This is a genomic window from Pedobacter paludis (assembly GCF_003173575.1).
Lineage (GTDB): Bacteria > Bacteroidota > Bacteroidia > Sphingobacteriales > Sphingobacteriaceae > Pedobacter > Pedobacter paludis.
Genome location: NZ_QGNY01000001.1, coordinates 1014780 through 1038293 on the forward strand (window position 1 = coordinate 1014780; position 23514 = coordinate 1038293).

Annotated in this window: 21 protein-coding genes; 10 read left to right on the top strand and 11 right to left on the bottom strand. The window is 38.9% G+C overall.

The features are described from left to right. The first annotated feature begins 124 nt into the window (after positions 1-124). Positions 125-535 (top strand): LytR/AlgR family response regulator transcription factor, encoded by a 411-nt coding sequence (locus DF947_RS04380; protein ID WP_109928433.1) that lies wholly within the window; start codon positions 125-127, stop codon positions 533-535. 71 nt (positions 536-606) lie between these two features. After that, positions 607-858, top strand: coding sequence for a hypothetical protein (locus tag DF947_RS04385; RefSeq protein WP_109928434.1), 252 nt, complete (start codon positions 607-609; stop codon positions 856-858). On the opposite strand, the gene DF947_RS04390 is transcribed toward DF947_RS04385, so the two are convergent. Then, positions 853-1089 (bottom strand): hypothetical protein, encoded by a 237-nt coding sequence (locus DF947_RS04390; protein ID WP_109928435.1) that lies wholly within the window; start codon positions 1087-1089, stop codon positions 853-855. The genes DF947_RS04385 and DF947_RS04390 overlap by 6 nt on opposite strands. Positions 1090-1401: 312 nt before the next feature. Between DF947_RS04390 and DF947_RS04395 the strand changes: the two genes are divergently transcribed. Continuing rightward, positions 1402-1593, top strand: coding sequence for a cold-shock protein (locus DF947_RS04395; protein ID WP_109928436.1), 192 nt, complete (start codon positions 1402-1404; stop codon positions 1591-1593). 328 nt (positions 1594-1921) lie between these two features. Continuing rightward, on the top strand, positions 1922-2122 hold the full coding sequence (locus DF947_RS04400) for a hypothetical protein (RefSeq protein ID WP_109928437.1): 201 nt from the start codon (positions 1922-1924) through the stop codon (positions 2120-2122). 3 nt (positions 2123-2125) lie between these two features. On the opposite strand, the gene DF947_RS04405 is transcribed toward DF947_RS04400, so the two are convergent. Next, on the bottom strand, positions 2126-2884 hold the full coding sequence (locus DF947_RS04405) for a hypothetical protein (protein WP_109928438.1): 759 nt from the start codon (positions 2882-2884) through the stop codon (positions 2126-2128). 881 nt (positions 2885-3765) lie between these two features. On the opposite strand from DF947_RS04405, the gene DF947_RS04410 reads away from it, so the two are divergent. Then, positions 3766-4203 carry an SRPBCC domain-containing protein gene (locus DF947_RS04410; RefSeq protein ID WP_109928439.1) on the top strand — a complete coding sequence of 146 codons (438 nt, stop codon included), beginning with the start codon at positions 3766-3768 and terminating at the stop codon, positions 4201-4203. A 122-nt stretch (positions 4204-4325) separates the two neighbouring features. Here the strand turns inward: DF947_RS04410 and DF947_RS04415 are convergent, their stop codons facing one another. The 6 genes from DF947_RS04415 to DF947_RS04440 all read right to left on the bottom strand — a co-directional run bounded on the left by DF947_RS04415 (position 4326) and on the right by DF947_RS04440 (position 13487). Continuing rightward, positions 4326-5060 carry a hypothetical protein gene (locus DF947_RS04415; RefSeq protein WP_109928440.1) on the bottom strand — a complete coding sequence of 245 codons (735 nt, stop codon included), beginning with the start codon at positions 5058-5060 and terminating at the stop codon, positions 4326-4328. Further along, the gene (locus tag DF947_RS04420) at positions 5050-9297 is read right to left on the bottom strand and encodes a fibronectin type III domain-containing protein (RefSeq protein WP_109928441.1); all 4248 of its coding nucleotides are present in this window, start codon (positions 9295-9297) and stop codon (positions 5050-5052) included. Before DF947_RS04420 ends, DF947_RS04415 begins: the two co-directional genes overlap by 11 nt. A gap of 329 nt (positions 9298-9626) precedes the next feature. Further along, positions 9627-10547, bottom strand: coding sequence for a helix-turn-helix domain-containing protein (locus DF947_RS04425; RefSeq protein WP_109928442.1), 921 nt, complete (start codon positions 10545-10547; stop codon positions 9627-9629). A 67-nt stretch (positions 10548-10614) separates the two neighbouring features. Continuing rightward, on the bottom strand, positions 10615-11526 hold the full coding sequence (locus DF947_RS04430; protein WP_109928443.1) for an NmrA family NAD(P)-binding protein: 912 nt from the start codon (positions 11524-11526) through the stop codon (positions 10615-10617). Positions 11527-11897: 371 nt separating this feature from the next. Further along, the gene (locus DF947_RS04435; RefSeq protein WP_109928444.1) at positions 11898-12092 is read right to left on the bottom strand and encodes a cold-shock protein; all 195 of its coding nucleotides are present in this window, start codon (positions 12090-12092) and stop codon (positions 11898-11900) included. A gap of 207 nt (positions 12093-12299) precedes the next feature. After that, complete coding sequence (locus DF947_RS04440; RefSeq protein ID WP_109928526.1) at positions 12300-13487, bottom strand: winged helix-turn-helix domain-containing protein; 1188 nt, start codon at positions 13485-13487, stop codon at positions 12300-12302. A 276-nt stretch (positions 13488-13763) separates the two neighbouring features. On the opposite strand from DF947_RS04440, the gene DF947_RS04445 reads away from it, so the two are divergent. Then, on the top strand, positions 13764-14750 hold the full coding sequence (locus DF947_RS04445; RefSeq protein WP_109928445.1) for a hypothetical protein: 987 nt from the start codon (positions 13764-13766) through the stop codon (positions 14748-14750). Positions 14751-14835: 85 nt separating this feature from the next. On the opposite strand, the gene DF947_RS04450 is transcribed toward DF947_RS04445, so the two are convergent. Further along, complete coding sequence (locus DF947_RS04450) at positions 14836-15798, bottom strand: hypothetical protein (RefSeq protein ID WP_109928446.1); 963 nt, start codon at positions 15796-15798, stop codon at positions 14836-14838. A gap of 540 nt (positions 15799-16338) precedes the next feature. Continuing rightward, on the bottom strand, positions 16339-16626 hold the full coding sequence (locus DF947_RS04455; RefSeq protein WP_109928447.1) for an immunity protein Imm33 domain-containing protein: 288 nt from the start codon (positions 16624-16626) through the stop codon (positions 16339-16341). Positions 16627-16867: 241 nt separating this feature from the next. On the opposite strand from DF947_RS04455, the gene DF947_RS04460 reads away from it, so the two are divergent. The 4 genes from DF947_RS04460 to DF947_RS04475 all read left to right on the top strand — a co-directional run bounded on the left by DF947_RS04460 (position 16868) and on the right by DF947_RS04475 (position 22223). Beyond that, positions 16868-17218 (top strand): hypothetical protein, encoded by a 351-nt coding sequence (locus DF947_RS04460; protein ID WP_109928448.1) that lies wholly within the window; start codon positions 16868-16870, stop codon positions 17216-17218. 157 nt (positions 17219-17375) lie between these two features. Next, on the top strand, positions 17376-17609 hold the full coding sequence (locus DF947_RS04465) for a hypothetical protein (RefSeq protein ID WP_109928449.1): 234 nt from the start codon (positions 17376-17378) through the stop codon (positions 17607-17609). A gap of 466 nt (positions 17610-18075) precedes the next feature. Further along, on the top strand, positions 18076-19938 hold the full coding sequence (locus DF947_RS04470) for a PAS domain-containing protein (RefSeq protein WP_109928450.1): 1863 nt from the start codon (positions 18076-18078) through the stop codon (positions 19936-19938). A gap of 140 nt (positions 19939-20078) precedes the next feature. Beyond that, the gene (locus tag DF947_RS04475) at positions 20079-22223 is read left to right on the top strand and encodes a prolyl oligopeptidase family serine peptidase (RefSeq protein ID WP_109928451.1); all 2145 of its coding nucleotides are present in this window, start codon (positions 20079-20081) and stop codon (positions 22221-22223) included. 205 nt (positions 22224-22428) lie between these two features. Here the strand turns inward: DF947_RS04475 and DF947_RS04480 are convergent, their stop codons facing one another. Next, complete coding sequence (locus DF947_RS04480; RefSeq protein ID WP_109928452.1) at positions 22429-23412, bottom strand: hypothetical protein; 984 nt, start codon at positions 23410-23412, stop codon at positions 22429-22431. Between the last annotated feature and the right edge of the window lie 102 nt (positions 23413-23514).

A 23514-nucleotide genomic window follows, 5' to 3' on the forward strand; every position in this document is an offset into this window, starting at 1 on the left:
TTCAGAACTATATGTATCCCGCCTAAATTTCTCCATTTAGGAACTATTTAAAAATGAACAAAATGATCATTTCCAAGGTTTAGTTTTAAACTATATTTACATCGAAAACCACAAACCAAATAATATGAACAGCTCAACCAGAGCACCTTACAGTTGCGTAATCCTTGATGATGACAAGGCCATGGTACACATTCTAGAACACTATGTTTCCTTAACGGATAAGTTAGAATTAAAAGGAAGCTTTACAGATCCGCTTGATGCCACAGCTGCATTCTGGAATTTTGAAAAAATAGATTTCCTATTTGTAGATATTGAAATGGACATTTCGGGAATTGATGTGGCCAGAATGTTAAGAGATAAAATTGCCTATGTAATATTTGTTACGGGGCACATTACTTACGCACTGGATGCGTTTGCAGAAGGCGATCGCTTTTTAGTTAAACCGGTTAGTTTTGAAAAGTTTTTAGAAACCATCAACAGCATCATTTCCCGCGATCGGAATAAAAAACTTTTAGGAAAACGATCAGAAGTATGAAATCCGAAAAAATTAACTTTATATAAACCTTCCGAGTTTGAGCTTGTTATAGATCTGTAACATTTAAAATTATGGCAAATACAGATAATACTGCAGCAGGACTTGAAAACGGCAATGAGCGAAAAGATCAAGAGCAATTAAATCAGAAGGCGCTTGGCAATAAAGATATTGAAGCGCATTCCGAAGACAATAATAATGAGTTGTTAAATATCCCGAAAACAACAGGAACCGGATCAAACCCAGCCGCGGCAACCCCCGATTCCCTCATCGTTCATGAGGATGAAAAAGGAGATAAGCGTTACGAAAAAGGGAACAGCTTATAAAACAATATCGCTTATATCAGCTTGGGCAGAACCGCTACCATATTGCGTGTGCTCATTGTAAGATGCTTTTAGATTGTCCAAATATTCTTTAAGATTATCGATTTTATCATTAACCATTTCAATTTCATTTGGATTATGGTCTGCAGCACCATCCATACTATTCATCACCTCTAACGAATAATCCATAAAATCCTTAAGATTTTCAGATAGCAGTTCCTTTTTTTCGATCATTGCTTTATATTTTGATTAAGAACAAAAAAGAAGACAAATAGTTGGGGAAAAAAATAAACCATCCCCACATTGTGAGGCCGGGCAAGAGCGAGACGAAGCAATCTCCCGTTTTGGGAGCGAAGATCCAAACGATCAAACCATCGCGTCATTGCGAGGCCGGGCAAGAGCGAGACGAAGCAATCTCCCCTTTTCGGAGCGAAGATCCAAACGATCAAACCAATCTCTCCGAATGATCTTATTTTTAAGTATTTACACTCACGGGATTATGAAACAGATTGAGTACTTTTATAAAAGAAAATTAAATCTATTAAAATGAAAACAGGTACCGTAAAATTTTTTAATGAAACAAAAGGCTTCGGCTTTATTATCGATGACAGTTCTAGTGAGCAGATTTTTGTTCATGTATCTGGTTTAAAAGACCAAATTAAAGAGGGCGATAAAGTAGAGTTCGACACTGAAAATGGCAAAAAAGGCATTAATGCAACAAACGTAAAAGTAGTTTAATGAACCAAATATAATTTTCAAAAAGAGGTGGCAACAAGGGAAACCGAGATTTAAGCTTCGACTAAACTAATCATTAGCTTATTTTGATGAAAAGATTGCCACTGGTGCAGGTTATTAATTTAACCTGCATTTTTTATTTAAAATTCATTATAAAAAATCGTTTTTAAATTGCTGATCACCCCATTCCATCGAGCCATGATTTAAGACTATCACCTGCTAACCCAATTGTATAGAAAGCGGTTTCCAATCGATGACATCTCCTTTATACGTATAAATACGTCAAAAATTAATTTTGAAACCCTTATTAAAAATATATTGTCTTATAGGTATGAGATGTGGATTTATTGTAGGTTATAATGTGGTCGAACGTACAGGTAAACTTGTAGATCAGAATAAACAGGAAATATCATTTACATATTATGAGCTAGGCGCACTGCTAAAAGGTGATAAAGTATATTTTAATATCGAGATGGGTAAAGATGGTTTACAGGCCACGCAGGTAACCAAATCATTAGATGAATACCAATAATCGTTATGGGTTTACAAGCTTCGCCTTTTGAGATATTAATTCTTGATTTCCCTTGTAAACTTTTAAGTAAGCCGGTGGCGAATTCTGCTCGCCCATTACAACAATATCACATTCGTAAATAAATGCACCTCTGGTAAACTTAAAACTATGGTTTCCACCACTTCCATCTGGGATGTATGTTCCATTTAAAATTACAATGTCGGGTTTGTCGCTCATTTTACTAAGCAGTTTCCACGAGGCATAACGGTAATGGCCATTTCCCATATCATCAATTCTAATTCGATATTGAGCGGTTTCTAAAAGTTGAACCGGTTTTTCAAACACTTGAATAGATTCGTGAAGTTGGGCTTTATCTTGTTTGATTAATTCTTGTTGCTTTTTTGCTTCACCTGCAGATTGATAATTAACCGAAAGCAATCTTCCATCATAGTTTAGCCAAACATCTCCATTATGCAGCATAATTCCACGCCACCCAACAGCACTCCAGTCTTTTACAGGTTCAGATTGGATAATCATTTTCCTTAATTGATCATCAAATACTTCATTATACCTTTTTAGAAACGCTTCTTTATTTTTAATTGAAGGAATTGGGTAGGCTCTACGAAAGGGATATGAAATCTTATTGCCTATTTTAGTCCTGTCATTTTTTTTCACACAATCAATAAAGTCAGAAACAATTTTCTTTTGCTGAGTAGTAAGATCTTGTCCAAAAACAACTGCCAGATTTACAGTTAAAAATATAGTTATGATAATTTTTTTCATGGTTTAGAGTTACTTTATATCAAAGATATTTTAATACCTAGCTTTTCTATTAATTTTTGAATCTAATCAAACTTATCAATTTCTATTTTCCAACATATTACACTTAACTTCTTCAATTCCTTATATGGTAAACATTTCAGCGATTTTCATCTTAGATGCATTTAGGTATCTAAGGTGGTAAGAATCCAGCTATCTTAAACTTAAATGTTCTTAAATTCCTTATATGGTAAACATTTCAGCGATTTTTATCTTAGATGCACTTAGGTGTCTAAGGTGGTAAGAATCCAGCTATCTTAAACTTAAGTGTTCTTAAATTCCTTATATGGCAAACATTTCAGCGATTTTCATCTTAGATGCACTTAGGTGTCTAAGGTGGTAAGAATCCAGCTATCTTAAACTTAAGTGTTCTTAAATTCCTTATATGGTAAACATTTTTCAGGCGATTTTTATCTTAGATGCATTTAGGTGTCTAAGGTGGTAAGAATCCAGCTATCTTAAACTTAAGTGTTCTTAAATTCCTTATATGGCAAACATTTCAGCGGTTTTCATCTTAGATGCACTTTGGTGTCTAAGGCGGTAAGAATCCAGCTATCTTAAACTTAAATGTTTTTAAATTCCTTATATGGCAAACATTTCAGCGATTTTCATCTTAGATGCACTTAGGTGTCTAAGGTGGTAGAATCCAGCTATCTTAAACTTAAGTGTTCTTAAATTCCTTATATGGTTAATTTTCTATTAGACACTTATCTTTGATGTTTCAATTTTTTTAGTTACAAAATAATTCGACTCAGCAAGTTGTCCTACATTGCCCCTACAATTGTCACCTCTACCCCCACAATATCCTCCCCGAAACCGCTAAATTTGATTCAAAGAAACCCATAATGGAAGCCATTACTGTAAGCATCAAAGTAGATGCACCAATTGAACAGATCTGGAAACTGTGGAATACACCAGAAGACATCAAGAAGTGGAACAACGTTTCTGAGCAATGGCATACCCCCTTTGCGGAGAACAATCTGCAACTGGGCGGCAAACTCTTGCTAACAATGGGCTTAAAAAATGGAAGCTTCAGCTTTGATTTTGAAGCCATTTATCAGGAAATCGACCCATACAAACGGATTCGGTATACACTTACCGACGGCAGATCTTCAACCATTGTTTTTGCCGGAATCGGACCGGTAACGATTACTGAAACATTTGAGCCGAACCAGAATGACTCAATTGAAATGCAACGCGACTTTTGCCAGTCCGTTTTGATGTCCTTTAAAAAATATGCCGAAGAGACAGAGCTTAATCAAGAAGAGAATTTACTTGGTTAAAGGTCATAAGCTCAAGTTATCGTGAACATCGGTTCCAATTTTGCTTATATAATCTACCTTGATATTTTTTGCCAAGCTAGATTACTCTGCTATTTGGATATGGCTTAAAAGTTAGTTCAAGATTACCTGTTAAGTTGATTCGTTTCTATCCAACCTTCAATTATTTTCTTACCATAGAATCTTATTTTTGTAAATGATCCACTTCTAGCCAAAATTTCTACAGAATTATCTTTAACTAGGTACATGTTTGTTTGTGCATTAAAGTTTGGTAATGCGTATATTTTAGATCTTATTACATTAACTTTTAATTCTTCAATGGACATGAATTTTTTATATTTTTCCCATTCCTTAACATTCTTTTTTAAGCCCAATATAACTTCTAATGGAATGTGTGTAATCTTTGTATAAACATCAGGTGTGCCTTTATAATAAAACCTTAAGATATTTGGAATTGTATCTTCCGAATCTTCATTAATTGATAATCCACATTGCCTTGTCGGACTTTGTAGATTTCCATTTGAATCATACGTGACACCTAAATCATCATAAAACCTAATAAATACACCACTTTTCTCAAGTTGCGAAAGATGCTTAGGTTCTTCATCACCATGTGTTTCGGGGTTCCAGAAACCAAAATAGCCAAACGTACTTTCATCTATCATTGCTTTATGCGAATCCGAAAAATAGCTTATCTCTATTTTTTTATTCTTCTTGAATAAAAGGTAGTCATAAAAATCACCATCAACAAAAACCCAATTACCTTGTAACTTTTGAATGTCTGGGATTATTTCCTTTTGAGAATAACAATTAAAATAACTAAATAATATAAGATTAAATAATATAAATCTACTTTTCATCGCTTAAAATTTTATATGCTTTTTTTGTATACGATATTCTTTGTGTAATTCCATGAAGAGCTCCATTAACAACTTTGCTAACATTTTTAATCGTTTCATCCTCAATATCCGTACTCTTTGCATTCGCACCAGCTCCTTTCCAAAATGCCATTGCCGCTAGCATTCCTGTTTCAGTATCTGTATTTAACAATTCTAAGTTAGAATCACATTCAGCAGTTCGGCAAATAAAGTTTTTTGGATTATCTTTAGCTAGCGCCAGGTTCCATTTACGTTGAAATTCCTTATAATTCACATAACCCGTTAACTGAATAAATCCACGGCCACGAAATCTAGAACCATCTCCTGAATCTATATTACCATTCAATAAGGTTGTATGACATGCATACACATAATTAAAAAAGTCTAAATTATTCGGACTATTAGTATAGTATTTAGATTTTGGGCTCAGAGAATTATTTGCAGTCATAAATGAGACTTTTGCATACCATATATTCCCCTCCTTGTATCTATCCTTTTCTGGTACTACAATTACATTATCACAATTGGGAAATGGGCAAGAGTTAGTAGATTCAGTATTATAACCATCAAATAGATCACAATATTTTAATACATATTGTCCATCCTTGAGTCTTAAGGTCCTTGTTTTATTGGAGGATAAAATTCCACTCTTGGTATAAGAATTTTCAAGAAGATCTGTCAATCCTGTTTCCGCACCTATCTGTCCTAAAAAATGTGCCATTCTTAAGGGTGTGTTAATTTCAAACTGATCGCTATATTTATTGATGTACTTTGTAACATCTGCTACTTTATCGGAAGGTGTATTAGGAAAAATTTCCTGCAAATCCTCTTCCTTCAACTCATATCCTTTTGGTTTAGGATCGTTAAACCTAAATGCTGAATAAGCTTTATCAAATTCCAGGTATTTTTCAAACACCTCTTTATCCTCATCCGGTACTTGAAATTCAAACACCAAATCCCCCTTAGTATATGAATTTGTTAATATGTTCGATACATTTGCTATTGAAAATTCATATATCGTTAAGCCCTCCCAGTTTTTCCTTTTGACTTTAGCACTGTAATAAGACGCAACATAGTTTGTAGAAAACATATCCGCTGTTTTTCTGGTGATAAAGCTTAATTCAACTTTTTTCTTGCCACCCAAATCAAAATAATCCGAAAATTCTAAATCGGCATGATCAAGCATTCCCATATTATTATTAAAAACATATCCTTTTTTTGAATTTGTTTCCTTGATTTTTTTAAGAATTTTCAAAATCAATTCCCTGTCTGGGAATCTACCCGATCCCTCATCATCCCCCTCAAAAGGCCTGAAGATCAGGTCGGGGTTGCGCATGTACCTCCACTGGCTGTACCAAAGCTCCGTACCGCTCGCATAGTCCATCAGGTTCTTTGTCGAGCCCTTTTCAAGACCAGGATCTGCCCAGGTGTGCTGGAGCATAAATGCCCCGTGGCCAAGCTCGTGCGCAATTGTCCGCATTATGGCTCCCTCTCCTTCGGAGAGGGCTGGGGTGAGGCTTACAAAACCAACCTGCCCGCCTCTTACCATATATCCCGCACTGCCGTCGCTCAGGCCCTTCACCAGAAAGATGTAATACGTACCGTTCTCCAGCTTATGGCCTTCTTTATAGGCCCTGACCAGTGCCTTCTGCCCGTCGGTATAAGCGCTCATCACATTGCTGTTCGCTGTCTCCAGATTATCAAAAGCCGTGTTCTTGCCGTCGAAATTATCGGCTACCTTCACCTCCCATTCTACAACGGCCTGTTGGTATATTTTATTCAAGGCCTGTTGAACAGATACAGCATCGATAGAAACCCCGTTACCGTTAACGGGCACCAGAACAACCTTTTTGCTTATTTTGTTAAAGGCGCTGATATTTAATTTGCCAATGTAAGCCCCCCCTGTGGCCGCATTTGGGTGGTAGGCATAAATCTCCCTGTCATTATCGGCCAGGGCACCGATTATATTGATGGTGTAGATACTGTCCCTGAAGTTAGAGGATAATTTTTCGCCGCTGCCGGTCTTAAACTCCACTTTGTCGGCCAGAAGCGTTCTGTCGGTAATCTTGATCCTGGCCTGTACCTCATCGGGCTGATGGCTCTCGATGGATTTCCGGGCTACATAATACTTTGGTTTCCCCTTGCCGTTATCGGTTAAGGCCTGATAGGCCGAGGCATAGGTTGCATTGGTGCCCAGGTTCTTCTGGTAGGCATCGAAACCGTATTTCTGGTTCGGCGCCAGGAACTCTACGCCCGCCTTCTCGGTATTTAATGCATAGCTCGTAGAGCTTCCCCCGGCCAGCAGTTCCGATGGCGGTATTTTGCCCAGATGGGTTACCGTACCGTTTTTGTCGACGCTAAAGGTTTCATTATTTTTATCCTGAAAAACAAACGGGGGCTGTCCTTCCTTTAATTTGATGGTAATTTCCTTTGGCGTCCCCCCGTCAACCGAAGCGGTAAATTTTACGGTCTTGGCTACAGCATCATATTTAGGCAGATCAATCGGCCAAATTATAGCGGCATCTACAATGGTAGGCAGACTGTTTTTTGAAATGGCCCCTACATTCCCATCGGCATCTGGTTTTACCGTTATGCCCGCAACAGCCTGTTCTAAAGACTCTTCCAGGCTCCTCCGCGAGAAGGTAACTTTTCCATTGGTCAGCTTTAACGCTGTACTGATGCGGATATCCTTAAATTCGACCTTAAAGCTTAGCGCGTTCAAAAACGGAACACCGACCGTTCCGGTTCCGCTAAAGGTACCGTTTGATCCCGTGGCTTCGGTAACCACTACCGGAAATTTGCCGGCGAAGAAAACCATCGATTTAACCAGTACGGGAAGCGGGTCGCCCTGTTCTACCGCTGGCAGGTCCTCGGTTTTGCCACAGACAAAATCGCCCTGTGTGAGTGCCTCATCGGGTACATTAAAAGTCTGGAGTTCGGAATAGTCTCCATAACCGTAAATGCACTGAGCTTTTATCTGGAATTCGTATGCGGTAGAAGACCGCAGTCCCTGAATCAGATAGCTTGGCGTAAAAACTTCCTGTTCGAACCACTGTGCGGTAGGATTATCGGATTCCCTGTAGCGGATGGTAAAGGCCTGCTGCAGGGGCAGTGCATTCCAGCTTACCTTAATCGAGCCTGGGCCGGAAAGCTCGGCCATAATATTGATCGGACTGGCGCATTTATCGCCGTAGGTAAACTTTACGACCCCGCTGTTTCCGTTGTTTACAAACAGGTCCTTCCCTTCGGCCTCAACCGCCTGGACCTGCACGGCATAACTGTTGCCCGGAATTAAACCGGGTTCTGTCAACCCATAAACCAGAACAGTCTGGTCGGTAAAGGTTTCGTAAAGCGGCCTCGAGGTGCGGATCGCATCGTTCGGGTCGCGGTCTGCCGGAACAATCTCCGCCAGCCTGAACTTATAGGCAATGCTGTAGGCCGAGTTGATAGAGCCCGTGCTTCTCGGAGTCCACTGGAAAACCACATTTTGGGGATCTAAAGGGCTTACCTTGCTTAAATTGAAGGGCTGGTTAATGATTGGCGGGTAAGCCAGAAAAATGGAAACCACGGACAGGGCCGAATTCGACACCAGGCTCTTTCGGTAATAATCGATCACCTCTACGGTAAACCTATAAATACCTTCCGGAAGTTTACCGCCGTTTCTGGCAAACTCGGTCTGGTTCAGTCCCTGAAAGACCAGGTTCTGCGGATTGAAATAGGGCTCCAGATCTGCGCCCGTAATTACACTTAATTCTCCACCGTTTAAAAACAGGGCGGGAACATTAAAATCGTTCTTGCTCTGTATGGTAATGCCGAAACCCTCAATCTTAATGCGCAACCTGCACGGATAATTGGTTTTGGTTAAATCCTTTAAAAATAAATTAACCTGCAGCTTAGTTGATCCCGGCGAAGCATAATCACTTAAATAAGAGCTGTACGGCGGATTAACCTGCGTATTGGCCAGGACCGGTGCAATCTGCTGGGCGCCCGCGGTTAGGCTGAAGGCCGAGAGAACAAAGACTAATGCAAGGAAAGGGTTTGAGACAGAAGGTTTAAGATTTTTTGAGCCTAGAGACAAAGCCTTACAGATCAAAGCCAAAGAACCAAAATTGTTTGAAAAATAATTCTTAAGCAAAAAGCCTTTGACGCCATAAGAAAATCCAGAATAGCATTTTATAGCCAATGGTTTAAATCTGGTTATAGCATCCACTTTTTGCATAAAGCCATTGAAAAAAGCACAGCGCAAAAAAAGAGTAAAAGAAAACCAGCAGAAAAAATGTTTGAGTAGCGTTTTTTTCAAATAGTAACTGTAGAGGATTTATAGCCTCTCCTTATCTTATTAAAAAACAATGCCAGAATGGAATGGAATACTTTAATGTATGAGTACCAATACATTAAGAAACTTTACAATACGCTATAAGAAACATTCGGGGAAGTTAATTACCCATCATGTTGATGAAATTCCCCAATATTTATTTTAAGTAACCAAAAATTAAACAACTTCCAGCTAACAAACATTTAATCATCCCATCTCTTTTTATGTAAAACTCAGCCATCAATAAATGATTGACGGAATTTTAATGGCGAAATATTGGTTTTGCTTTTAAAAAATTTGCTAAAAGACTGTGGATGTTCAAAGCCAAGGGCATATGCAATTTCCCCAATCGATAGCTGTGTTACCGATAGTTGCGCCTTCGCCTTTTCAATCAATCGATCGTGAATGTGCTGGACTCCGCTCTTCCCCGTTAAAACACGAAGCAGGCTACTGAGGTATTTGGGAGACATGTTCAGCCTTTCTCCAAGATAACCCACAGTGGGCAAACCCTTACCCATCAAATCGCCACTGTTAAAGTAATCATCCAGGATCGTTTCCATTTGTTCTAAAATCCGGTGATTTGTCTTTTTCCGAGTCAGAAACTGACGGTTGTAAAAACGCTCCGAGTAATTCAAAAGGGTTTCAATTTGAGAAATGATAATGTTTTGACTAAACCGATCTAAATTGGCATTACACTCCTGTACGATGTTTTCGATAATACCCATCATAATTGTTTCCTCTCGAAAGGATACAAAAAGGGCCTCATGAATGGTATAGCCGAAAAACTCGTAATGCCTGATCTGCTTGGACAATGGCGTATTCCAGATAAAATCAGGATGGATCAACAACATCCAGCCCGACCGCTCTTTAGAGGCTTCGGGATCACGCTCCACCTTGAAAACCTGACCGGGACCAATAAAGAACATCACACCTTCATCAAAATCGTAAGACTGTTGCCCATACTTAATTTTGGCGATAAAGTTTTTCTTAAGCGAGATAAAATAAAAATCAAAAACCCAGCTGCAGTCATGGAATTCTGGCAAGATATTCACTTCCGCATAATCCACCACACTAATCAGTGGGTGCTGTGGAGGGGGCAACTGCCTGGTTCGGTGAAATTCGCTTATTGTTTTTACTTTTTTAAGGACTGTCATTCTCTTTCGTTTCAAAGGGCAATTGCAGAAATTACTTTGAGCAGTTCTGCAATCGCCTCTAAATATATTAAAACTCCGCTACGTTATAAGCCTTGGCAAATTCCTGTGCAAAATCCTCTAGCTTAACCTTTCCCAATACTGGCTTGTTCCGATAATAATCTTCGTAAAGCTGGCCCGTTCCCTGGCTGGCTTGCATCTCTACAAAACCATTTGCCACTTGTGCGTTAAAGCCAATCCCCAGCCAATGCCTCAATAGGGTCTCGTCAGAAATCACTTCCCATTTCAGGTTTGGCAAGCCAATGGCCCGCCCTAAAGCATGAGCAATTTCATTTGGCGAAACCTCATCGCTGGCTACGTAACGTACAGTTCTGCCTTCAAACGGCAAATCTACTTCCTCTGCAATTACGCTGGCAATATCCAATGGAGAAACCCAAGGCTCCTTTTGGTCGCCACCATAATTTGAAGTAATTAGGCCTTTTGATTTGATGTTTCTGATAAAGGATAATAAATTGGTGTAAAATCCAACTGGTCTGATGAATTTAATGTTCACTTCCTCAGGCAAGGATCTAAGCGATTGCTCTACATTATAATGGAACAACAAGATCCCATTTCCTTTGTTGGTATGTGCACTGATGCTGCTCAAGTGGATTACGTTTTTCACGCCACTAGCTGCAACTGCTTGTTTATAATGCTCGCCAATCTGGCTAATCGCACCATTAAAATCAACTGCTGTATCAAACATATCGCCTACCGCCTCCATGGTTTCCATCAAATACACCACATCGGCACCCGTAAATGCCCAGGTTAAAAAAGCAACATCCTGCATTTTGCCAATCAAGGCCTGGGCACCCAATGCTTCAATTTCAGTTGCTCTTGATGCACGGCTGCTAATCACCGAAACCTCGTGGCCGTTTTCTACCAATTCTTTTACCAGTGGTTCACCTATATTCCCTAAGGAACCTGTTAATACAACTTTCATAATCTTTAAATTTTGTTTCTACAAAAATCGGTATGGGCTAAGCCGGAAAATTAGCCAGATGGCTGGTTCTTGTAGCTAAAGGTAAGATTGCAGCTTTTATCTAATCCATTTAGTGCACTCCGTACAAGCCTGGAAAAAAGCTGTAGTTATAGGAAAGCTTCGGCCAATTACTTATGCCCCTAACCCGTGGCTGGTGTGTCAAGAAAGAAGTTTGAACAGCTCAGCGTGTATTTTATACGATTGAATTTTAGCGTTTTTTTTACAGCCTCCATTAATGAATTTTGATTCCCTGAAACCTGGAGCATCAAAATCAAAGCATAAAAAAAATGCAGTTGGGTTTAGCAACTGCATTAATTTCATAAATGTTCTGGTTAAACCAGTGCAATTCTTACATCAACAGCGTTTACGCCTTTTTTGCCGTCTTGCAACTCAAAAGTAACCTCATCGCCCTCTTTAATGTTGTGAATCAATCCCGATGCATGTACAAATACCTCTTCGCCTGTACTGCTTTTTATAAAACCAAAACCTTTGGTTTCGTTGAAAAATTTTACTGTTCCCGTTTGCATTGTTTTTTGTTTATTCAAAGATATAAAATGTCCACAAGTCTAACCATTCATCAGGCAAGAAAGTTTTGTCAGGCACTTACATAATTACATAGCCTTGTCCCATAGTCTATGGCAGTCCTAGTGCATGTCTAAGGCATGTTGAAGGCATTTGATTGCATGTTGACGAACCATAAAAAAAAGAATCTCAATTTTTATGCACTAAAACCCTCAAAATAATGCTTGGATAGCAGCTAAGTAAGCCGTATTGTTCGATTTAGCAAAGCGGATATCATAACACTGATTAAAAGTTGCAAAGGCCTTTAATGCCGAACTAAACTTTTCAATAACCGAATCCTGTAGCTCAAGGGCTTCAAAATGGATATTATGTACCATCAAAATCTTCTTTTTACGATCAGCTTTGGCATCCATGCGGGCGATGAATGCATCACCGGCGAGAACTGGAAGAGAGAAATAACCATACAAACGTTTAGCTGCCGGAACAAAACATTCTACTTGGTAATTAAAATCAAAGAAATCGCGTAAACGGTGGCGAAACACGTTCAGGATGTCGAAGGGCGAAAGGATAAAAACTTGGTCCGAAATCTCCGCATCAACATTTTGTTCGGCAAGCATATAAAACGGTCCTTTCAAACCATCTACCTGCACCGTTAAAACTGCTCCTTCAGCCACCATTTTCAGCAGTTCGGTTCTAACCAGATGTCCCTTTACCCTTCTCGATCTCCAGGCCATTTCCTTTACCGAAGAAATCCCAAGCGCACCCAAAGTTCTTTTGATAATAAAACGGGCAAATTCTTCTGCTGTTGGCATAGATACATCCGTATCCAAAGGCACCAGATTCAACGGAACATCATAGCTTTTATGAAACTTACTGTCCCGAGTAATCATCAGCCGGCCATCAAAGTAAAGACGCTCCAGCGCAACCTTTGCCGGTCGCCAGTCCCACCAGCCCGTACTGGCTTCGATACGGTCGTTCTCAAAATCCCCCACCCGAACTGCACCATCCCTTTCCACCCGATCCATAATCTGCTCCATCAAAATATTTTCCGCTTTACTGATCGGCTTACGCTGGGTTTTAAAAGCCTCTTTTATCGGGAGTGAAAACCGAAAATCATCCATTGGCAGATAACCAGAATCCGAACTGAAATATTCAAAAACCCTGCCCTCCTCGCAAAGTTCGGCAAGCCATGCGGTTTCATAATCTGGAACCCGGGCAAAGAGCACATGATGATGCGCACGTTCGACCACATAATTGGTATCCAGCTGTACGAAACCCAAATGATCAATCAGCCGATACACCGCATCAATTCCATAACCAAATTGGGCAGGCTTGGCCAAACCCGCAGCATGTATAATAATCTTCCTAGCCTGAACCATGGTTAAGTTAATCGCTTGCATAAAGCTAAAATATAAAATGCCCACCAAACTCTGACCAGCTTCACCCGAAAATATTAAAGGAAGCAATTTTACAGGGAAATGATAGGTCGCAGACGCAAACTTACAAGAAATCTAGAAACCCTCCTCAGGAACAATGGCAGTGACTTGGCCTCCTCGTCATTCCCATCCTGACTGGGAATCGTAATGTTTTAAAAATGATTTCTCAGATTTAAAACATTTCACGACTTTCTAACATATTGTCCTATATTAGATATCTACAATTTTAAAACTATTGATTTGGCTGAAGTTGCATATCTTTTAGGAGCAGGAGCAAGTGCAGGAGCATTGCCCATTGTTAGTCAAATGGCTAATGAGATTATTGAGGATCAAACAGTAATATCAAACTATTTGAAAAGAAGCGATGCTGTAGACGCCAACCCTCTTTTAGTTTTTTTAGAGGATAGACTAGCTGAACTTGTTAAAGCATGTGATGAACATTCGAGCGTAGATACATATGCTAAAAAACTTTATCATACTGATCAACAAGAATTTCAAAAATTAAAGATTACGCTTAGTTTTTATTTTACCGCACGTCAGATAATAAAACAACTAGACAAGCGATATGATAATTTTTTTGCTTCAATACTTCAGGCAGGAAATAGGTTGCCAAAAAAAATAAAAGTCCTTTCTTGGAACTACGACTTTCAGCTTGAAGCAAGTTTCCAAAATTTCATTGGCGGTAATTTAGATAATAGCAAGGAAAGACTTAATATGTTTTCTTCATATGATTTTGAGCAAATGGAATATATTTATGATAAGTTCTCGGTGATAAAACTAAACGGTTCCGCAAGGATGAAATCTTCAACAGGTAAATACCTGTTTCTAATAGAAAATAGAAATCAAAATCAAGAGCAATTACTTATAGATCTTGTAAGAAATTATCATAGAATTTATGAAAAGTATTCATTTTACAGTTGTGAATTAAAATTTGCATGGGAAAACTCATCCCTAATTGATTTTATCAAGTATTGTCATCAAACACTAACCTGTATCGAAGTAATAGTTGTAATAGGTTATAGCTTTCCTTTCTTTAATAGAAAAGTAGATTTGGCTATATTTGAGAACCTAAAAAACCTTAAAAGAATTATCATCCAAGATAAAAATCCAGAAGCGATAAAAGAGGTGTTGTTAGAACTTTTAGAACAAGCTGGCATATCACCCGAGGTTATTCTTAAGAGTGGTACTGATCAATTCTTTTTCCCTAAAGAATTAGAAATTAATTAAATATATCCATAAAATAATTATAAATTATTTAGAAAATTTTGTAATGTATAAAAGTAGATGTAGTGAATTACAGCGTCTTATTAAATCACATTGAGATATTGTCGTCGAATATATTACTATAAAATCCAATAATCCTTCCAAGAATAGTCAGCTTCGGGTCACTAGTCAGCGATATTAGTCCAGACTCTTTGAATTTTAGCAATTCATTTTCTGAAAACGAGCCACCATTTTGCATGGCATTATATAATTTAAGAAAATGACTCCATTCATTGGAATCTCTTAACTCATGTACCTTATTTAATATTTCTAAAGGAAATTTGTCGGGTGAATTCCAACCATATCTTTTGTCTTGATCGAAAAAAATAGTCTTGAATTCATAAAGTTCTTTTTCTAATTCTCCCATATAGACAACCGATTTATTATATTCGTTCTCGATTCGGTCTACTTGAGTTTCCTTTTCATCATTTGCGTTTTGCAAACTTTCATTTTTCTGTTTCTCTCTATTTAATTCCGTTGTAACTTTTGCATTCGAAATATTTAATTCATTTACTTTGGCACCTTCTGTTAAAATTAGTTTATCTTTTTCTTGTATTTGCCTTGTTTGTTCATCAAGGTTTGCTGAAAAGTTTCTAACTCTTTGTCGTTGCTCTTCATATTGTTCGGAATATCTATCTCTTTCTTGCACAACTTCTCTATGCGTTTCGAGCAATACCACATTTTTGGATACTACCTTTTTCGTTAACCAAGTCATTAACTTATGGTCAAAACTTAGTGAAAGTGCTCTTGTACCAAACACAACTAAGTAGCCGGCTAATACAAATACTACTGTCAAGAATATATCTTCTAACAAATTCCGAACTGCAAAGTCTTTCGCAACCATTAATTTTAATATTGCAAGCTTTTCGACACGACTACAATCGGCGTCAAAATTAAATAGGGTATACCAAAATTCCCAATGGTGTAATATGAGAATAAAGCCTAGAGTACCGAAGAAAGGGTTAGTCAATTTATCCTTAACATTTTGAAAAAAGGAATTAAAGAAATCCATGCGCGTTATATAAGGTTACAAGTATGCTAAAAACATTTGTATTTTCAGAACATCATTCATGATACCACTTTTTTCATTGCCACCTTTTAAAGAAAAGATAGTTTTAATTTCCTTTAATAACTTGTACCACCTATAGTGAAATTAATGGTCTTTCCTTTTGTTTGGTATCATCACCAAACCTCAACTTATCTTATTTTTAATAAATAATACTAATGCAAGTGGAGGTTGTTTGTTGCCAGTAAAAATCAACCCCATTCCCTCTTTTATGGGAAGTTAGTATAACTGGATAATCATAATCGGTTTTCTTTCTCACAACTAAAGCACCACAAATATTCTCTATCACCATCTTTTAAAAGTGATTCGGAGTTTTGTCCGCATACTTTACACTCACGTACCAGCCTTTCATCTTCTGTTGCTAGATAACTACAGTTATAACAACCCCAACTGGTTTTAATATACGGTTCATCTTCAATCACCCATGTAAAGTTCTTAATGCCACATTTAGGGCAGATGTATAAAGACATATTTTACAATAGATAATCAGTTCAGATTAAAAGGTTCCCATTTACCAGATTGGTTATTCCGGGTTGCACCAATACCCAAGGGCATATCGTATAAGTCATTCACGGATGCATCAATAGTGATTACTTGCTCTAAAGAAATTACTTTGTAATCTTCATCGTTTGGATGGTCGTTTTGCCCACACAGGAACTGCCAAAAGCCATCTTCTGCTTCATGCGTCACATATGATATGGATCTTTGTTTGTTTAAAACATGATTGCACACAAAACAAGCTGTATTTGCAGGATCGGTAAACTTGTAAGTCATAATGATTGAGATCGTTAAGTTAAGGAATGAAGATATAAAATATAAAGAGTAGTTACAATAACCTAATTTTCCCACGCTAGCGCACGCCTGTCGCGTGTGTAACCAGAACACCTTAGCATAAAATTTCCGTTTTTGAGCTAAAGACAAAAAAATATCCTACCCACTCCTATAAGTTGTAAGCATAAATTTCTTAACTTGATTTTTAGTTAATCGAATTATAAATCCTTTTAAAAAAAACCTTATGTCAACAGCTTATGAAACCGGCCATGCGAAAAATGTGGCCAATTTTGAAAACCTCCTTACCTTTATCAGCGCCTATGGTGCTACCTACAACCCCAGTAACCCCGCCATTCAGCTTGTAGCCCTAAACACCAAAGCCCAAGAAGCCAGAACAACGGCAGAACAGGTAAACACCCATTTGGCCAATTACAACATTGCAACCGCTACCCGTGCCAAAGCCTTTGAGCCCATGCAAAAATTAAGCACTCGCCTTTTTAATGCCCTAAAGGCAACCGATGCATCTAAGCAGGAAATAGCAACTTTGAAACAAACCACCGAAAATTACAAGGACGCAGAGCATCGGCAAAGCTAAGCGAAGAAGAGAAACAGGTTCTAACAGCAACCGGGAAGGAAATCAATCAAATTTCGGCATTGCAAATGAGTTACGATAATCAGTTGGATACGCTCGATAAGCAGATTAAGCTATTAAGCACCATTAAGGCCTATGCCCAAACGAAACGGAATTACAGGTGAACGGCCTCACGGCACTATATAACGATTTGTTGGAAAAGAATAAAGCTGTAAATAATGAAGCCACGGCATTAAGTGTGGGGCGCCTGCAGCGAAACGAAGCCCTTTACAATCCTGAAATGGGAGTTGTTGCCCTCGCTACAGATGTTAAGAATTATGTAAAATCTGTTTTTGGGCTCAGCCACCCACAATACAAACAAATTTCTGGCATCTCATTTAGAGCAGAACAATAAAAACCCAAATCATCCCTATTTAACCGCCCTCCCCCAAGGTGCTGTTTCTTCGGCAAAAAACCTTCAACACTAACCATTGCTCAGCAAGCACCTAAATTTTAACGATCTGCAAATTTTAGTTCGGGTTCCGTAAACCTTTAACCTTTCCTCATAGAACTTCAACCATACCCCTTAAAACTTTAAATATGTGTTGTAAACCTTTCATCCAGTATGGTAAATCTTTAAACACCCGAAGTAAATCTTTGATCTCGTAACGTAATCCTTTAAACGCCTACCGTAAACTTTCAATCTTCAATCCTTAACCTTCAACTTAAGACCGTAAATCCTCAAACACCCGCAGTAAACCTTTTATCGATCACCGTAACCCTTTAATTACCCTCTACCTTACACCTTCCACCCTAAACCCTCCCCGCCCTATTTCCAATCAACATTTATTTTCTTAGTTTTGAAGTAAAACCAAACCCCTATGGAATTGAAGGATAATGCACAATTACAGCACTTAATTAATTGCGCACCTATTGGCATCTGTATTATCGATGCAAATACCTTTGTGGCAGAAATGCTGAACCAAAAATTCCTCGATATTGCCGGGCGGACAGAAACAGCCATTATAGGCAAGTACTATTGGGATGCCTTCCCCGAAGTAAAAGAAATATATCAGCCCCATTTAGAGCAGGTTGCCAAAACCCATAAACCCTACCATGCAGACCAGGTTGAGGTAAAGCTTAACAGATATGGCAAGGCCGAAGATATATTTGTAACCTTTGTTTATGCCCCTGTTTTAAATGAAGAGGGCAAGGCTACCAAAATTGCCATATGGGTACTCGAAAACACCAGACAGGTAAACGAAAGAAAAGAAGTCGATTTAAGCAACCAGCTCCTCGAAAAAGAGCGATATAAGTTATATGAATTTTTTATGCAGGCGCCCGCGGGCATCTGCCTGTGGACTGGCCCCGATCTTACCTACGAAATGATCAACCCTGCCTATCAGAAAATCCTTTCAGGCAGGAAGCTGATTGGTAGACCTATTTTGGAAGCGGTGCCCGAACTAAAAGGCGCACCCCTGATTGATTCCATGCTCGACACCTACTATAACGGAACGCCTTTCGAAGTGCACGAACTCCATGTACCCATTGCCGATTACGAAGGCGGGCCCACAACCGACCGTTATTTTACCTTTAACTATGTGCCAAGGCGAAACCTCGACAATAAAATAGATGGGGTATTTAACTTTGTGTTCGAAGTAACCGAGCAGGTAGTGGCCAGAAAAAAAATCGAAGAAAGCGAAGCACATTTCCGCCACCTTGCAGATTTGGTGCCTGCTAAAATTTCCAATGCCCTGCCCTCGGGCGAAGTTACCTTCTTTAATCAGCAATGGCTCGATTTCTCGGGATTAGACTTTGATGACCTCAAGAATTTTGGCTATCATCAAATGATCCATCCAGAGGATGTGCCACCCTTTAGCGAAGGACTGGCAAAAGCCGCAGCAAGCGGAACACCATTTGTATCCGAAATGCGGTTTAAAAATACAGAGGGCGATTACATCTGGCACCTCAATGTGGCCTCGCCCATATTAAACGAAAATGGAGAAATAACCATGTGGGTTGGCTCTACAACCGATATTCAAAAGCTTAAGGAAGAAGACCAGCGTAAGGCAGATTTTGTAAGCCTGCTTTCGCACGAACTTAAAACCCCGGTTACCTCCATTAAGGGCCACATCCAGTTGATGCAACGGGAAATCAAAAAAACCGAGTTCCAAAAGGAAAGAATTGCCAATGGCCTTGATCGCATCAACCGCCTGGTGCTTCAGCTCACCAGCCTGGTATCGGATATGCTCGATCTTACCCGAATTGAAACCGGACGACTAGATTTGCACAAAGAAAATGTGAATTTAAATGAATTGATCAACGAAGTGGCCGGAGATTTCAAGCTCACCAATCCCGACCGCGAATTTATCCTGAACCACAACGCTGAAGTAACCGCCGAGCTTGATCACGATAAGATTGCCCAGGTATTGATCAACCTCATTTCCAACGCCATAAAATATTCGCCAGCCAAAAGCCCCGTTCAGATTTCTATATCTAAAGAAAACGAACAGCTACAGGTAAGCATTACCGATAAGGGCATTGGGATTAGCGAAAAAGATCATCAGAAAATCTTCGAACGCTTTTACCGCGTAGAAGGGAAAGATGAAAAGCAGTTTTCTGGTTTCGGGATTGGCCTCTACCTCGCCTATTCCATCATCGAAAGACATGGGGGCAAGCTTAGCCTAAAAAGCGAACTGCAAAAAGGCGCAACCTTCACCTTCTCCATTCCGCTTGAAGCATAATAAAGATTTGTGCAAAATGCTGGCCAACCTGGAAATCTTAAAGCTTTAGAAAATTAAGCCTGATCATTTTGCAATTTTCTGAAAAAGCTTTAACTTGCTGTTTAATAGTCTTATATCTAAATACGTCAATCAAACCGCTCATGAAATGCTTTCTACAATGCCTCACCATTTCTGCTCTTGTTTTTCTTTCAAATCCTTCATTTTCACAGGAAACTTTACCCAAACCACGTAAACAACCGGTAACAGATACCTATTTTGGAACCAAGGTAGTTGATGATTATCGCTGGCTGGAAGATTTAAACAATCAGGAAGTTAAGGACTGGTATAAAGCGCAGGGTGCCTACACAGATCAATTGCTGGCACGCATTCCTGGCAGAGATAGCTTAATTGCAACATTGGTTCAATACGATAAATTGCAACCGGCACGCTACGGAATTGTAAAACGCAAGGCAGGCCGTTATTTCTTTCGCAAAACGATGCCCGGAGAAAACGTAGGTAAACTGTATTATAAAGATGGAGAGACGGGTCCTGAAGTACTTATTTTTGATCCGCTTACCTATACTGCCGATAAGAAATATGCCATTAGCGATTTCTTGCCCAGTGATGATGGTAAAAAGGTTATCATATCGATGGCCAGTGGAGGTGGCGAGATTTCTACCTTAAGAATTTACGACATCGCCAGCAAATCCTTTCTTCCCGACCAGATAAGCCCGGTACGTGAGGAAATGGCCTGGACTCCAGATGGTAAAGGCATCATCTATACACGCCTCAATTCCGATAACCCTTTCGATACCAATTTCCAGATGCATACCGTATCCCGCTACCACGAGTTGGGAACAGCACAGGAAAAGGATAAGGCTTTATTATCGAGTGCCAGCCAACCCGAACTTAACATTTCGAAAACAGAAATTCCGGGTGTTTATTTCACCAATGATGGCCAGTATCTAATCGGTAATTTAACCACTGTCGATTTGCGTATGCACATCGTAATCGCACCCGCTACCGATTTGCTTAAACCCAAAATTTCCTGGCGCAACCTGGTGGTTCGTGAAGACAGCGTGGCACAGATTGAGGTAATTCATGGTCAACTGTTGCTCTACAGCCTAAAAGGTACTTCGAACGGTCGAATTTTAATGACCAGCATCAAAAATCCAGACATCAAAAATGCTAAAGTAGTGGTACCCGAAGGAAAAAAGATTTACAGCATAGCGAGTTGTAAGGATTACCTATTGATCACAAAAGATGATGTGGTGAGGTCATATCTCGAAACTTTTGAAGTTGCAACCGAGAAAATTAATGTGGTACAATCGCCAGTAGTCGGGATTAATGGTTTTTTCTCTTACGACCCAGTTACAAATGATTGTTATGTTTTGTCGATATCCTGGTTGCAGCCACCCTCTGGTATAAACTATAATGCAGCTAAAAAGACCTTTACAAAAAGTCCTTTCGATGTGCCTGCCAACTATCCAGGACTGCAAGACCTCGTAGTAGAAGAAATAGAAATTCCTGGTCATGATGGTGTTCAGGTTCCACTGTCTATTATGTACCGAAAAGGATTTAAAAAAGACGGACAGTCCGTTTGTTTTATGACGGGTTACGGTGCCTACGGTTTTTCTGCCGTTCCGCATTTCGATACCAAATACCTTGCCTTGTTGAATAAGGGTGTGGTACTTGCGGTTACGCACCCACGGGGTGGAAGCGAAAAAGGCCTGGAGTGGTACAAGGCAGGATTTAAAACCACAAAACCAAATACCTGGAAAGACTTTATTTCGTCTGGCGAATACCTAATAAAAAATGGCTATACCAGTGCTTCACATTTAATAGGAGAAGGCACCAGTGCCGGTGGTATTTTAATTGGTCGTGCCATTACCGAACGCCCTGATTTATTTGCCGCTGCGATAAGCAACGTTGGTGTAAGCAATGTGCTGCGTTTTGAGCTTACCCCCAATGCGGATAACATTGCCGAATTCGGCACTTTCACCAATCCGGTAGAAGCTAAAGCCCTGATTGAGATGGATGCTTTAGGCCATGTAAAAGCTGGAACAAAATACCCGGCAGTAATTGCCGTAGGCGGCATGAATGATCCACGGGTAATTGTATGGCAGCCCGGCAAATTTGTAGCCGCCCTTCAAAATTCATCGAGCTCTGGCAAGCCGGTTGTAATGCAGGTAAACTACGATAATGGACATTATACAGAGGATAAGACGGTTACCTTCAGAAATTTTGCCAATATGTATACTTTCGCATTATGGCAGGCAGGGCATCCTGATTTTCAACTGAAGTAGCGCTTGTAGAAGAATTTTCGTATAAAAATTATCTTTGTTTTATAATTCTTAAAATTCTCCCTATTGCGATTCTATTCTGTAATTTTAAACGGCTGTAAAAAATTATTTTGAACTTATTATGGTTACTTATTTCCCGATACAGAAAGTAAATTGATACTGATTATCAGATAATTAGCAATATATTATAGTACAGATGGTGTACAAATTACCACCAAGATTTTGGTTTATTAATTTCTAAAGTATTTCTATTAACGTTATCTAAAAGTTCATCAAAAGCATTAATTGCTGGATTATACCAGTCAAGTTTTGATTTAATCCATTTTAACCTTTCCTGAACTTCTTTGTCTTCTGTCGATGAAACCTCTTTTAAATGGTTATAATACTCAACAAGTATCTCAAATTTCTTCCATCTTTCTGACTCATCAATTAACAACTTAAATTTAATCAATTCATCATCTTTCCTTTGTTTAATTTCTTCTTCTTTCTTTTTCTCTATTTCATAAAGCCTACTCCGTTCTTTACTTCGCTCGTGCTCAATTCTAAGAGTATTAAATTTTATTGCTATATAAATTAAAATTCTTTCAATTTGGTCTTCCAAAAAGATAGAATCTGTATCAGAGAATTCTTTATCGTAAATGTTTTTGAGTTTAACGCTTAATTTACCATTTGGAACCAATGATTGATAACTATACTGCCTATCTTCTTCGTGGACATAATTACTTTTTTCTCTGAAGCATAAGTAAAGTTTTTCTTCGTTGTAAAGCAGAGCAAAGCCATTATGGTCTTCTATAAAATTATACCCCAAAATTCTAAAGTTTTTAATTAAACAATCGACAATGAGAAATAACCTATCTAAGTTTTTAGGCATTACAGAAACAACTGAAACCTTGGCATTGCCACCTATATTTACCAAAGAATCTTTGCTATAGTATTTTTCTTTCTTTTTGCTGTCTATCCTTTTTAGGAAATCTTTGACTATCGGGTCTGGTTCAGTTAATTGACTTTTAACTTTAAAATTCAACTCCTTATTTCCAGAGATAGAAGCTCTTATACTATCCTCTTCGTTCCATTCTTGTTTATCTAGTTCGATTAAGTTGTCATAGGTGTCGTTAGGTAAGAAATTTTTTTCTACTGGTTTCCCAAATCTTATTTTTGTCCAATACGTGGGGATTTCAGCAATAGTATCCACTCGGTTTTATTCCAAAGTGTGCAGCCGACTTTTTGCCTCTGGGGTTTGATTCAAGTAGCTTAAAGGAGGTCAAATATAATCTTCTCTCCCCAATTTTACAGT

What these genes read in the sequence shown, in the direction of transcription:
- DF947_RS04420 (WP_109928441.1), bottom strand. Translation starts at nt 9,297, where the DNA reads ATGCAAAAAGTGGATGCTATAACCAGATTTAAACCATTGGCTATAAAA.
- DF947_RS04430 (WP_109928443.1), bottom strand. Translation starts at nt 11,526, where the DNA reads ATGAAAGTTGTATTAACAGGTTCCTTAGGGAATATAGGTGAACCACTG.
- DF947_RS04380 (WP_109928433.1), top strand. Translation starts at nt 125, where the DNA reads ATGAACAGCTCAACCAGAGCACCTTACAGTTGCGTAATCCTTGATGAT.
- DF947_RS04460 (WP_109928448.1), top strand. Translation starts at nt 16,868, where the DNA reads ATGTCAACAGCTTATGAAACCGGCCATGCGAAAAATGTGGCCAATTTT.
- DF947_RS04410 (WP_109928439.1), top strand. Translation starts at nt 3,766, where the DNA reads ATGGAAGCCATTACTGTAAGCATCAAAGTAGATGCACCAATTGAACAG.
- DF947_RS04470 (WP_109928450.1), top strand. Translation starts at nt 18,076, where the DNA reads ATGGAATTGAAGGATAATGCACAATTACAGCACTTAATTAATTGCGCA.
- DF947_RS04440 (WP_109928526.1), bottom strand. Translation starts at nt 13,487, where the DNA reads ATGCAAGCGATTAACTTAACCATGGTTCAGGCTAGGAAGATTATTATA.
- DF947_RS04415 (WP_109928440.1), bottom strand. Translation starts at nt 5,060, where the DNA reads ATGAAAAGTAGATTTATATTATTTAATCTTATATTATTTAGTTATTTT.
- DF947_RS04455 (WP_109928447.1), bottom strand. Translation starts at nt 16,626, where the DNA reads ATGACTTACAAGTTTACCGATCCTGCAAATACAGCTTGTTTTGTGTGC.
- DF947_RS04475 (WP_109928451.1), top strand. Translation starts at nt 20,079, where the DNA reads ATGAAATGCTTTCTACAATGCCTCACCATTTCTGCTCTTGTTTTTCTT.
- DF947_RS04450 (WP_109928446.1), bottom strand. Translation starts at nt 15,798, where the DNA reads ATGGATTTCTTTAATTCCTTTTTTCAAAATGTTAAGGATAAATTGACT.
- DF947_RS04385 (WP_109928434.1), top strand. Translation starts at nt 607, where the DNA reads ATGGCAAATACAGATAATACTGCAGCAGGACTTGAAAACGGCAATGAG.
- DF947_RS04425 (WP_109928442.1), bottom strand. Translation starts at nt 10,547, where the DNA reads ATGACAGTCCTTAAAAAAGTAAAAACAATAAGCGAATTTCACCGAACC.
- DF947_RS04390 (WP_109928435.1), bottom strand. Translation starts at nt 1,089, where the DNA reads ATGATCGAAAAAAAGGAACTGCTATCTGAAAATCTTAAGGATTTTATG.
- DF947_RS04435 (WP_109928444.1), bottom strand. Translation starts at nt 12,092, where the DNA reads ATGCAAACGGGAACAGTAAAATTTTTCAACGAAACCAAAGGTTTTGGT.
- DF947_RS04400 (WP_109928437.1), top strand. Translation starts at nt 1,922, where the DNA reads ATGAGATGTGGATTTATTGTAGGTTATAATGTGGTCGAACGTACAGGT.
- DF947_RS04405 (WP_109928438.1), bottom strand. Translation starts at nt 2,884, where the DNA reads ATGAAAAAAATTATCATAACTATATTTTTAACTGTAAATCTGGCAGTT.
- DF947_RS04395 (WP_109928436.1), top strand. Translation starts at nt 1,402, where the DNA reads ATGAAAACAGGTACCGTAAAATTTTTTAATGAAACAAAAGGCTTCGGC.